Source organism: Kitasatospora sp. NPDC048540 (genome assembly GCF_040651175.1).
GTDB lineage: Bacteria > Actinomycetota > Actinomycetes > Streptomycetales > Streptomycetaceae > Kitasatospora.
The window spans coordinates 8,859-20,327 of sequence record NZ_JBEZIR010000150.1; the positions used below are offsets into that span (position 1 = coordinate 8,859).

General features: G+C 67.6%; 6 protein-coding genes and 2 pseudogenes. 3 read left to right on the top strand and 5 right to left on the bottom strand.

The features are described 5' to 3' along the window. Positions 1-1,303 precede the first annotated feature (1,303 nt). The gene (locus AB0D08_RS35715) at positions 1,304-4,048 is read left to right on the top strand and encodes a hypothetical protein (protein ID WP_359894457.1); all 2,745 of its coding nucleotides are present in this window, start codon (positions 1,304-1,306) and stop codon (positions 4,046-4,048) included. A 555-nt stretch (positions 4,049-4,603) separates the two neighbouring features. Here the strand turns inward: AB0D08_RS35715 and AB0D08_RS35720 are convergent. Further along, positions 4,604-5,047 carry a hypothetical protein gene (locus AB0D08_RS35720; RefSeq protein WP_359894459.1) on the bottom strand — a complete coding sequence of 148 codons (444 nt, stop codon included), beginning with the start codon at positions 5,045-5,047 and terminating at the stop codon, positions 4,604-4,606. A gap of 111 nt (positions 5,048-5,158) precedes the next feature. Between AB0D08_RS35720 and AB0D08_RS35725 the strand changes: the two are divergent. Further along, positions 5,159-5,311, top strand: a pseudogene (locus AB0D08_RS35725) (IS5/IS1182 family transposase); the annotation flags it as partial. Positions 5,312-6,413: 1,102 nt separating this feature from the next. On the opposite strand, the gene AB0D08_RS35730 reads toward AB0D08_RS35725, so the two are convergent. Further along, entirely contained in the window at positions 6,414-7,016 is a 603-nt protein-coding gene (locus AB0D08_RS35730) for a hypothetical protein (RefSeq protein WP_359894460.1), read from the bottom strand. Positions 7,017-7,820: 804 nt separating this feature from the next. Then, a complete protein-coding gene (locus AB0D08_RS35735; RefSeq protein WP_359894462.1) occupies positions 7,821-8,120 on the bottom strand; it encodes a hypothetical protein in 300 nt (99 codons plus the stop codon). Between the two features lie 419 nt (positions 8,121-8,539). Between AB0D08_RS35735 and AB0D08_RS35740 the strand changes: the two genes are divergently transcribed. Further along, entirely contained in the window at positions 8,540-9,853 is a 1,314-nt protein-coding gene (locus AB0D08_RS35740) for a serine hydrolase domain-containing protein (protein ID WP_359894464.1), read from the top strand. Between the two features lie 896 nt (positions 9,854-10,749). Here the strand turns inward: AB0D08_RS35740 and AB0D08_RS35745 are convergent. After that, positions 10,750-11,358, bottom strand: a complete 609-nt coding sequence (locus AB0D08_RS35745; RefSeq protein ID WP_359894466.1) for a histidine phosphatase family protein — start codon at positions 11,356-11,358, stop codon at positions 10,750-10,752. Then, positions 11,351-11,469: pseudogene (locus tag AB0D08_RS35750) on the bottom strand (6-phosphogluconate dehydrogenase); the annotation flags it as partial. The gene AB0D08_RS35745 and the pseudogene AB0D08_RS35750, both read right to left, overlap by 8 nt.

The following is an 11,469-nucleotide window of genomic DNA, read 5'->3' on the forward strand; positions in this document are numbered from 1 at the left end:
TGTCGTTCCGTTCGATTTCACGGGGAGCGGCAGGGCCGATCACCTCATCTGCTACCGCCCCGGTACGGGCATCATCTATGTCGTCAAGTTTTCCTCGTCCGGGGCCCGTACCGTCTTCAGCTCGGCGAGCGGGATCGGCCAGGCATTTCATCCGTAGAAGTCCCGAGCCTCGCCGGACAAGCGGAGTAGGCCGTTAATCAACCCCGTACTACGGGTGAGCGTCATGTCTTCCGAGTGGTCGACTCGTTGTCGTCCTAGTGGAGATGTTGCGTGACGCGGAGCGGTGGGCGGCCTGGCTTGACCCTGCCGGGGATCTTGGCGTCGGCTGAGTCATCTGCCCAGGGCGCGCCAGGACTCTGCGCGAGGAACCGACTCTGTTGCGCATTTTGCTGCGGGGTGTTCGTCGGGTCGGAGGTGATCGTTACGTTCGGCCTGCCTGGTTTTGGGGCCCCATCTGACGGAGCGTGGCAGCAGATCGGGCGGCCAGCCAGCTGTAGTAGCTGGAGCGGGGCAGGCCAAGGACCCCGACACGACAGGGCGACCGGGTAGCCGTCGCCTTCCCCGGAGGCCCGGCCCTCGGGAATCCGGACAGCGACAAGTTCCTGGCGCCCGGCGGGGCCCGCGACACCGTGGCCCTGCACCCCGACGACGCGCCCGGCCCCCTGGACGACCCCGGCCACCTGAGGCACTGCGGCCGCCACAGCCCGGCCGGCATGAACCGCCGGTGCCCCCGCGGCGTACAGGTGGACACACTCGCCGAGGAGCGTCACCGACCCCACCAGAACCCGTGCGGCTTGCGGGCGTGCTTCCCCCAACCCGGGCTCATCGGCGAAAGTCAGCCGCGAGGTGCCACACGCCCGGCTGCTCTCGGCAATCGGCTCTCCGCCCGACATGCCGAACGCGAGCCCACACCAAGTGGATCATGCGTCAGATGCACGACCGCCTGATTCGACCTCCACCCCCCCCAAAAAAATATGAGCACGCAGCGTCACTGCCGACTACGGAACGGAGCCTTATCGCGGATACCTGGGCGCCCCGAGTTCGTGGAGTCCGCGATCGCGTGATCTACAGCCGCGTGGCCGACCAGCGTGAATGCCGCAGAATCAGGCCTTGCAAGAGCAATGGGGCGCGGCGCGCTTCCTGAAGTCATGCCCGTCCGGACAGTCAGGGCTGCCGGGTCGCGCTGTATATCTGGGTGTCCACGGTGCGTGTATCGGGTGGCCGCCGGACCCCTGACCGCGCGCCGATCCTCGCGTCCGGTGGATTCCGGGAATGGCGATGATCTTCTGCGAGGTGTACCACCATGGAGTATCCGTATGGATACGATCCACCTTCCCTAGTTGAGGACGCCATCGACTCTGGCACGCCGATCACTTATTTTTTGAATAACGGGGGAGCCGTCGGAGGCCTTGCGGATTTCATCGTCGAGGTGTTCACACCCGGCGATGATGTCGAACTGCTCTGGGCCGGGCTGAGGACGATGCCCGCCTCAGACGTGGCGTCCGTCGTCACCGATCTCGCCGTTCTCCGTGACGACCTGGGCCGAGCCCTCATCGACGTGGCCGTCGCCGATGATCGCACGAGGGCGGCGGTGGGCGCGGCCCTGGTCTGCGACCACCGGACCTGCCCTTACGTGTTGGAACTTGCGGCCGGCCGGGCCCACCAGGTGGCCGAGGTCCTGTCCGCGGTGCCCGACCCCGAGTACGCCGGCGCCGTCCTGGCCGGCGCGGCGGAAAATGAGCCGTACGGAACGTACCTGGTCCTGCCGCAGTTGAGGGTGAGCGCGCCGAATACGTGGCAGCAGATACTGGCGGCGGCAGTCAGGGCGAACACGGAAAAGATGGCGACGGCGGTGGGGTTGTGGCTCTGTGACGGGCAGGCTCCATCGGCGGCGGTGGGGGCGGCGCTTGCGTGGACGTGGCCTGTTCAGGCGGTCCAGGTGCTGCGGACGGTGGCTTTCACCACCGGGATGCAGGTGGCGGCGGCCGCTCTCAAAGGTCTCCTGGACGCCTCCGACTCGGTGGGCCGTGTGGTGTGGTCCGGGCTCGGTGACGACCTGAACGCGGAGATCGCACCCGAAGCCGTCAAGGCAGGTGTACCGCTTTGGTTCCTCGTGAGGGATCTGCAGGCACAGGCCGGTGCGTTGGTGCTCGTCGGCTTCGCCCCGGAGCAGGCCTACGCGGCCCTGACCGCGGTAGTGGACGACGACATCCCCAACGGGTATGACCTGGCCGTCACGGCGGCGAGGTCGTTCCCGGCCCGCATGGCCAAGGTGGCCGAGCTGATGCTGCGCGAGGGTGAGCCAGAAGTCGCGGATCTTCTGGGCGGCCTCCCCACGGCGGCAGCGACCGAGCTGTTCACCGCCATCGACTGGGACACCGCCGGCGCACCCCGCCTGATCCGGCTGCTCGCCCGGCTGCGCGAAGGCCATCCAGCCGAGTACCACAGCCTGGCCCGGGCGCTGGCCACCGCAGACCCGGGCATCCTGGACACAGTGGGGAAGTCCCTGACCACCCAAGGGCAGTGGATCCAGCTGGCAATAGCGCTGAACGATCTGCACAACATCCATGCCGCCGCGGCACTCCTGGTCTCGGTCGCCAAACAATCCCCCGCAGGAGCCGTCGAAGTCCTGAGGCACCTCGTCCGTTCCGTCCCCGACGGGGCCCTGCAACCCGAGAGCGTCCTGGAAGTCGCCTTCACCCACCCCAAGGCCATGCTCCCCACCGCGATCCGCCTGGCCGCGCACCCCGACAACCGAATCATGCTCACCGAGTCGCTCCTCAACGCGGCGACCGCCGCCGAGATCTACGGCGGCATCATCAACGAAGGCATCGACCACCCGGAAACCCTCATCGGGCTCCTCACGATCGCCCAGGGAAGAGCCCCCCAGGCCACGGGCACGATGATGACCTCCCTCATCGGCCAGGACCAATACCGACAAGCCGTGGTCAGACTGGGCGCACAACTGCTCCTCAACGGCGCCGACGGAACGGCCCTGCTCGTCAACATCCTTCTCGCCGCACCGATCGACGGCGCAGCACGCCTGGGAGCCTCCTCCCTCATCCGCCTCGACACCCACGACGGCGGCGACGCCGACGGACACTTCGCCCGGCTCCTGCACAACGCACTCCACGGCCCCGGACAACCCGTCCTCGACGAGATGCTCAGCCTCCTCGGCGCCGAACGCCCCACCCTGCTCACGCGACTCCTCAACGGACTGGCTGGCGAGAACCCCCAGCAGGCCGCGGCCGCTCTCGGGACGATGACCCCCGAGGCCGCCGCAGCAGGCCTCGATGCGATGGCCCCGGAGCGTCAGGCCGCCCTCCTGGATCACCTGCCCGACGCCACCCTGACGGCAATGGCCTCTACATGGCTTGCTCGCACCTTGTTCCGGACCTTGTGGAAAACCGGCCGGACGGAGCAGGCCATGATCTTCCTCGTCGCCATGGAACCCCGCGCTGCCGCCGAGGCCGTCATGGCGATGGACGAGGCGATCAAGACTACTTTCCTGCTGCGGTTGCCCGACGCCACCCTGACGGCGATAGCCCGGGAATCCTCCGCAAGGGAGGACAGTGAGCTGCTCCAGATCTTGTGCGAGGCGGGCAGAACGGAACTGGCCGCGACCATCATCCCCGCCATGGAACCCGGCCACGCCGCCAAAACCGTCACAATAATGGACGAGGCGATCAAGACTACTCTCCTGCTGCGGTTGCCCCACGCCACCCTGACGGCGATAGCCCGAGAATCCTCCGCAAGGGCGGCCAGTGAGCTGCTCCAGATCTTGTGCGAGGCGGGCAGAACGGAACTGGCCGCGACCATCATCCCCGCCATGGAACCCGGCCACGCCGCCAAAACCTTCACAATAATGAACTGGGCGAGAAAGGCCATCCTCCTTTCTGAACTACCCGACGCCGCCCTGACGTCAATAATCCGTCAAGTGCCGGATAAAACCACTGCCCGCATGTTCGGCTTGGGCCTTGAACGCATCGGCCACACCGGCAAGGCCGAGGTCGTCTACAAGGCCCTGCGAAAAGCGAAGCAGACGTGACTGAATCTCTTCCATCGGCGATGGCCTTGACGACCGCAGGCAGGCGGTGGAAGGACTGGGCTTCCGTGAGGTCGGGGGGCTGACGCCCACCCGCGGGGTGCCCGTCTCGGACGAGACGGTGCGCCGGTGGTGCCTGAAGATCGGGCAGGCCTACGGGAACGGGCTGCGGCGCCGGCGGCCCGCGGCCGGAGACACATGGCGCGCGGCCGAGGTGCTCGTGAAGATCAACAGCAGTCGGCGTCAGGGCCTGTTGCGAGCCGGGGCGGCCGCGGATGTGGACGCGTCGGGCGCGGGCGAAGGTGTATTCCCGCCAGGGCCGCAGCGCTGAAGCCTGGGATGCATGCGGTCCCATGCCAGCGCTTCGGCCTTCCCGTAGCGGGGGTCGGGCGGCCGGCGAAGTGCAGGGGGCGGCAGCCGGTGTCCACGGCGCGTCCCGCACGACGGCGAAGCTCAGACGGGTAGGAAAACGGACGTGCCATGACTCGAATCCTGACACGAAATCGAGTCTCTATCGAACCCGGGGCGGTTCGGCCCGAGAATGGTCCAGAAGTTGATTCACATGTGAGCATACTTTGCATCGAAGTGAGCGAGGAGTGCGCGTGGCGTGGTCTTGCTAAGACTCGCCAGGGCTTCCCTTGCCTCGGTGAATGCTACATGATCTGGATCCTGGGTTGATATACCTAGGAGCGTTTTCGGCCCGACCCTTTCCCATGTGGCATTGAATTCAATCCACAATTCTTCAAGTGCATTGAATCTCTCAAGAGTTGCCTGACCGAGGCGTGCAATTTCTGCGAGGTTCTTTTCGTCCGACCCAGTCTCGATCCATGCGCTGGAGACGAGATGCCCCAGTACTTCACTGTTGAAAATATCACCGTAGTCGACTGCATAGCAGCACGCAGCGAGCATCTGCTGCAAGTCGAAGTTATATCTCGTCTTGGGTCCGAGTTCGGCGAAGTATGCCACGGCGTCGCTCGCGAACATTTCCGAAACAACTTCCACAAGTCCTGACCCTTCTCGTCGCCGATCGACCGGATCATTCAAGCTATATGCCCATCCCGAAATACTCCATTGCCGTTTGGGTAACCAAATTTGCCCGAATCCCTGCCCCTGCCGGGCCGCATCCACGACCTGACCGCGGCCCGCGCCCACGGCATCGTCCAGGGCTGCCGCACCCGCGAGATCCTCGCCCTCGCCGACCGCGCCTACCGGGGCGCCGGCGCCGCCGTCCGCACCCCCTACTACCGGCACGACGAACTCCCCGACACCGGTCGTGGCCGGCCGGTGCCCGGACCGGGGGCGCGGCCGTCCAGGTAGAGACCACCGAGCCCGTTGTCCTCACCGGGCACCGTGACCGCGGGCAGGACGGTCCAGAGGTCGCCGGCACGACGGCCGTCGACCTCGGCGTGAGCGTCGGCGAACAGCACGTTGCCGAGGTTGGTGCAGGCGGACGGCGTCAGGCTCCTGAGCACCGCGTCGAACTCGACCGGCTCACCACTTGCAACGGCGTCCCTGGTAGACCGACCACGTCGTTGGAGATGACGCCGACCTCGACGGTATCGGGTGTCCTGCACGGCCGGCTCGAGCGGGAACTCCTGCCATCAGCCCTTGACCTCCGAATGCAGGGTGGCGGGCGGGCCGGCGCCGCCGTTGGCCGCACCGGCATGCGGCTTGCCCATCGGGGCGCCCAGGAGCAGGTGGACGTCCTTCTACTCCCCCGCCGGACCGTGACCCTCCAGATGACGTCGGCCGAGCGGACACCCCTGCCCCGCTGCTTACGGAACGCCAGCGGAACCGTCTCCCACCTGCCGTTCAGGCCGTTGCGGGCCTCAACGGCCATGAAGGCCGGCTCGACGGTGAGTTTGAGGACCACGGCCCAGGAGCTTCTCCCAGATCGCCCCGATGATCACGATCGGCCAGGCAACGGAGAAGAGACCGGAGATCATCCACGCCAGGGGCCGGTGTTGACACCCTGTACTTCGTCGCCGACGACCTCACGCACCGCTGAACTGATGCGGACCGGCCGACCGTCCCGCATCCAGCTGTCGAGCGCAAAGACCGCCTGGGGGACCGCCAGGTACGCTGCACATCCGATGGCACCGACGACAATGCGTCTCATCACCACACCTTTCTCGCACGGTGTGTCCCTTCGAGGTTCTTTCGTCCCGCACGGGTGCGGGGGTTCGGCGCGGTCCGAGACAGCTCTGGTCGGCGTGATTCGGTCGGGACCGGCTGGGGTACGAGTGGACGTCGCAGCGGGCGATGCCCGGCGGAAGGCTTCGTCCTGCTCTCGGTATCGGTCGGAGCGGCATCTCCGTACAACGCCCGTCGACCGGGGGCAGAACCGCGAGGGCGAACGGACCCGGGCTCAGCGGGTGATCCGTAGCGCTACCCACCACAGCAGCAGCCCGAGAACGACCGGAGTGGCGAGCAGGACCATCCACCGGAACGTTCGGGCCTCGCGCCGGTCGTTCGACCGGATCCGCTGCCAGACCTCCGCCCTGGGCACCCAGTCGTCGCCGCGCAGCTCGACCCACGCGGCCCGGATGATCGCAACCTCCCGATCGACGTCGACGTTCCGGTCATCCACGTGCATCAGCTGCAGCCGTCCGCCCCTGCTGTCGTACGCGTACACGATCGTTCTGGGTGAGTTGGGGGAGAGGTCGGCACTCGGGTTGGGACTGGCTCGTATGCCCTGCACCTCTCTCCATCCCAGCGTCCGAGTGCGACCTGCGCGAACGTGGATTCCCTTGACATCCACCGTGGTCCTGTAACCACGAACGGATACCAGCAGCTTCCCGAAGAGCACCAGCAGCGACGACCCGGCCAGCAGTTTCACCCACCCCGCGATGGAACCGCTCGCCCATAACGGTTGCAGTAGAACGAATACCGACAACCCCGCGGTCGAGATGACGACCGTCGCCTTGCGTGCCTCGACCCGGTATTCACGCGGCAACGCCTGCACTCCCATGTCACGCCCTCACAGTCGTAGTTCGAAGGCCCCGGCACAGGCCGGGGGAAATCCTCACCGCGGATAGTCGCAATCCCGCACTCGTGGCCGTGGAACCACCGGCCGGAGTCGGCCGGGCGGCGACCCGGGCTCCGCGGTTCCCGCTCCGGACGCTCCGGAAGGGCACAGGGCCGCACGGATCTTCGGCTCCTACCCGGAGCTGATGTTCTTTCATGAGCCGGCACGTCCAGTCATGGTGGAGACGTCAGAACGACCGGTGCACCCGGTGCGGGTGACCTTCGTCGCCCGTCCTCAGCTCGGTGCGGAGAGGCAGTCGGCGGCAGCTCGTTGCAGGCTCGTGAGTACCGGCGACCACGGTGCCTGGGTCTGCGGTTCTGGCATGGGTCGAACTCCTTGGTGAGGCTGAGATCGTGGTCGAGGTCGCTGCACGCCGACCGGATCCGCTCGAAGTCGTCCGGCGTGACCGGGTCGACGGCCACACTGCGGGTGAAGGAGGCGACGGCGTGGTCGATTGCTTCCATTCCCTGCCGGTGACGGCTGTCCTGGAACCACGCGACGAGCTTGACCTGGACATCCGTGGCGAACGACGGCGGATACGACACCGACGGCGCACCGGGGACCGACGGCGCGCTCCCGGACGAGGCCTGATGGCTGGGGGGGTGAGCCGCTGCTGCACGCGGCAATGGAGATCGCAGAACCGGCGATGACCAGACCTAGCAGAAGCGGACGCATGCAGTCTCCCTCGAGGAAGGATCCGAGACGGGATCGCGTTGCGGACGGTGAGCGATCGAAGCGGTCGGACCTCTAACGGGCGAACGTGAGACTTCCCGGTGAGGTGACGAGTTGCGGCGCACGGTACTCCAGTGAGATCTCCTGGCCGTCTGCGACCTCGATCCTGAGGGTGGCCTCACAGCACCGCGCTTTGAACATGTACCGGAAGAAGACCGTGACCTGGTGCACACCAGGGGCCAGCGGGACGAAACGGTTGCGCCATGATCCACTCTCGGCCGTGCCGTCGACCTCCACCGTCAGAGGCACGAAAGAAAGGAAGAGTTGGAGTGGATTATGGCGGCCTTGCAGCGAAATGCCGGTCGGTGCGGACAACCTACTTCTCCTGGTTCACTGACGCTTCGATGGTGAACGGCAGCACAGCACGCCGGTCAACGGGCAGAGACCACTCCGCGTGGAATTGCGTCCTCGATTAGCAGCCATAACTCCCGAATGGTCATCATATAGAAGCTTTCTTAAGGCTTTGCAAAGTTATCCCGATGCTTCCCGTAGGGGATCCTTAGCCCGCCTTCGGCACGTGGCGGCCTGCACGACGTGGCGGCGTGGGGCAAGCCCTACCCCCGAGTGTGTGGTGCACCCCAGTGACTGAGGGGCCGCCGGCCTGGAAGGGTGCGGGCATGACACCGGAACCCCAGCCCGAATCGCCTCGCCCCGGCCTGCACGGACATGCGCGTACCAGCCCTGCTCCTCGTCGGCACCGGGCCGGCCGCACCACGGTCGCGTCCCTCCTCGCAGTGTCCGGACTGGTCGCCGTCCTCGGTACGCCCGGGCAGGCGGAGGCGAGCACCGCCCGCACTCCGAACGCCGAGAAGGCGACCACGTTCTCGGCGGACGTCGTACCCACGAACGCCGCACCGGTCTCCGGCCCCTCCCCCGCCGAGGGGTACTACGCCCGGCCCGGCAGCAAGGCACAGCAGCGCGCCCGACTGGACCGGCTGGCACGGGCACTGGTGGCCGCCGGCGCACCCGGCGTCATCGTGCGGGTGGACGACGGCCGTGGCGAGCCGATCGAGATCGCCGAACAGGCGACCTGGACCCTGCGGGACCACCGGATCCAGGTGGACGACGAGGTACGGATGGGATCCAACACCAAGACCATGATGGCCACCCTCGTCCTGCAACTGGTCGGTGAGGGCAAGCTCACCCTGACCGACCCGGTGGACAAGTGGCTGCCGGGCCGGATACCCAACGGCCGCGCGATCACGTTGCGCATGCTGCTGAACCACACCAGCGGCCTGTTCGACTACACGCAGGACCCCGTGATGCTGACCTCGATCCTGGGCACGGACCGCAGGCCGCGATCCGCGGCGCAACTGCTCGACCTCGGCACCGGGCACGATCCGCTCTTCGCACCTGGTTCGAGCTGGTCGTACAGCAACACCAACTACATCGCCGTCGGCGCCGTCCTGGAGAAGGTCACGGGGCAGAGTCTGGCGGACCTGGTCCAGGACCGCATCGCCCGGCCGCTCCGCCTCAAGGACACCTACCTGGCCACGGGCTCCACCTGGCGAGGTCCCCACGCCCATGGCTACGAACCCGATGCGGCCCACATGCCGCCGGACGTACCGGACGAGCTCAGGAACTACGGCGGAGCCCGCCACGACGGCCATGTGGACGTCTCCGCCAACAGCCCCTGGTGGGCCGGGGCGGCCGGCGCGGTCGTGTCCAGCGCGGCCGACTGGGACCGGTTCTACAATGCGCTGTTCGCCGGCAAGCTGCTGCCCGCCGCGCAGTTGGCGCAGATGCGCGCCACGGTGCCGATCTTCCCGGACCAGCCGGACGGGCCCGGATACGGGCTGGGCATCGAGACCGGCCAGACGGCCTGCGGCACGGTGTGGTCCCACGACGGCGGCATCCCCGGTTATCTGACGACCAATGCCACCGATCCGACGGGCACTCGTACGGCGTCGATCGTCATCTTGACGGAGGCGTTCGCCGAGACTCAGACGGCTTTCCCCGAGCTCGCACGAGCTGCGCAGGAGCTTCAGACAGCCGCAGTGTGCGGCATGTTCGACAAGTCGGCCCCGGCGGCTCCCTCGGCCGAATGACCACCGCCGGCTGATGGAAATGGAAGGAGCGATGCGGGAGTAGGTCGTCGCCGGGCTCCTACCCGGTCCCGGAGCGGACCGGGTCGTGGAGACGACGCTGTATCGCCACCGCGCCGCCCGGTCCGGGCCGGTGTGACAGCGCAACGCCGGACTCAGATGCGTTGCCGGGCCGGCTGCGCGAACGTCCTACGGCTCGGGAACGCGGCGCTCTACGGCGAGGGACGTCCAGGCGCTCTCCGGCTCGCCCGGCGCCGAGGGAGAGACATGACGTTCCCGGGCCGGGGAGACCACCTGGACCTCATCGACGGGCTCGGGGGGCATCACGCCGGCAGGAGTACGGCCACGTGAGACTGACCGATGACGGGTGGCGCGGTCACTTCGTCACCGTGCGGCGTGACGGTGGCCAGGTGTGCGCAGCCCCACCGGCTCGCCGCGCCGCCCGCCCGCCCGCCGCCCGCCCGCCCGCCCGCCACGAACAGGATTCCGTCGACACCTGGAGGGCGAACATCTCAAGCGATCTGCGCGACCTGGAGATCGAGACGGCCGTTCCCGTCACGTCGGCGGTCCTGCTCGAACCGAACCCACCTCGGACGCACTTCGGGCTCGGCACACAGGTCGGCGGCGAGCAGGACGCCAGCGGCACCTACCTCAAGTTCGACCTGACCGGAGGCGGGTACCGGCATGGGTTCTTGCTCCGTCGGGCGGGCGGTCGGCCCTGGTCGATGGAAGGTCCGACGGCCTCACACCGCTGTGCTCGAATTGGGTCCGACTGCCCGGTTCGGGCAGCGGCATGGGCATCGCCGGGGCATACGGAGCGGGGAGTGAGGACCGCCGTAGCGGCCCCGGACGCGTGCCCGGATTCGCTGTCGAGCGAGCGGGCCGGGGCCGCAGCTCCATCAGCCGTCGACGGAGATGATGTTCCAGCCGGTGACGACCGCTCGGCCGTGTTCGGTGCCTATCGTCCCCATCGCCGCGGTGCCGAGCTGGAAGAGCGCGCCACCACCGGGCGCGAGTCCCAGGCTCCGCGCGACCAGCACCCGCAGGACGTGCGAGTGGGCGACGACGATGACGTCCTCACCCGCGTCCTGGTCGGTCATGGCGGATCGGACCTTTCGCAGGACCCGGTCCACTCGGCGTCCCACCTTCTCCGCATCCTCGCCCGGATCTCCCGGCCCCCGGTCCGGGACACCGTCCGTCCACAGGTTCCAGCCCGGTCTCGTCTTCTCGATCTGCGCGGTGGTGACCCCCTCGTACAGGCCGTAGTCCCACTCGTGGAGATCCGGATCCAGCTGGAATCCGCCGAGACCGGCCAACTCGGCGGTCCGTACCGCGCGTCGCAGCGGGCTCACCAGGGCCAGGCCGATCCGTCTGCCGTGAAGCAGACCAGCGGCCGACCGTGCCTGTTCCTCCCCACGTGCGGTGAGCGGAATGTCCGTGAGCCCGGTGTGACGTCCGGATCGTGACCACTGCGTCTCGCCGTGGCGCAGCACGAGGAGTTCACCCATGCTCCGCTGCTCCCTGGACCGCGTGGCCGCCGAACTGGTTGCGCAGCGCGGCGATCATCTTCATCTGCGGGGAGTCGTCCTGGCGGGAGGCGAAGCGGGCGAACAGCGAGG

Bases quoted from the DNA above. Each gene is read 5' to 3' on its own strand.
- AB0D08_RS35730 (WP_359894460.1), bottom strand. From the start codon at position 7,016: ATGGGAGTGCAGGCGTTGCCGCGTGAATACCGGGTCGAGGCACGCAAG.
- AB0D08_RS35715 (WP_359894457.1), top strand. From the start codon at position 1,304: ATGGAGTATCCGTATGGATACGATCCACCTTCCCTAGTTGAGGACGCC.
- AB0D08_RS35745 (WP_359894466.1), bottom strand. From the start codon at position 11,358: ATGGGTGAACTCCTCGTGCTGCGCCACGGCGAGACGCAGTGGTCACGA.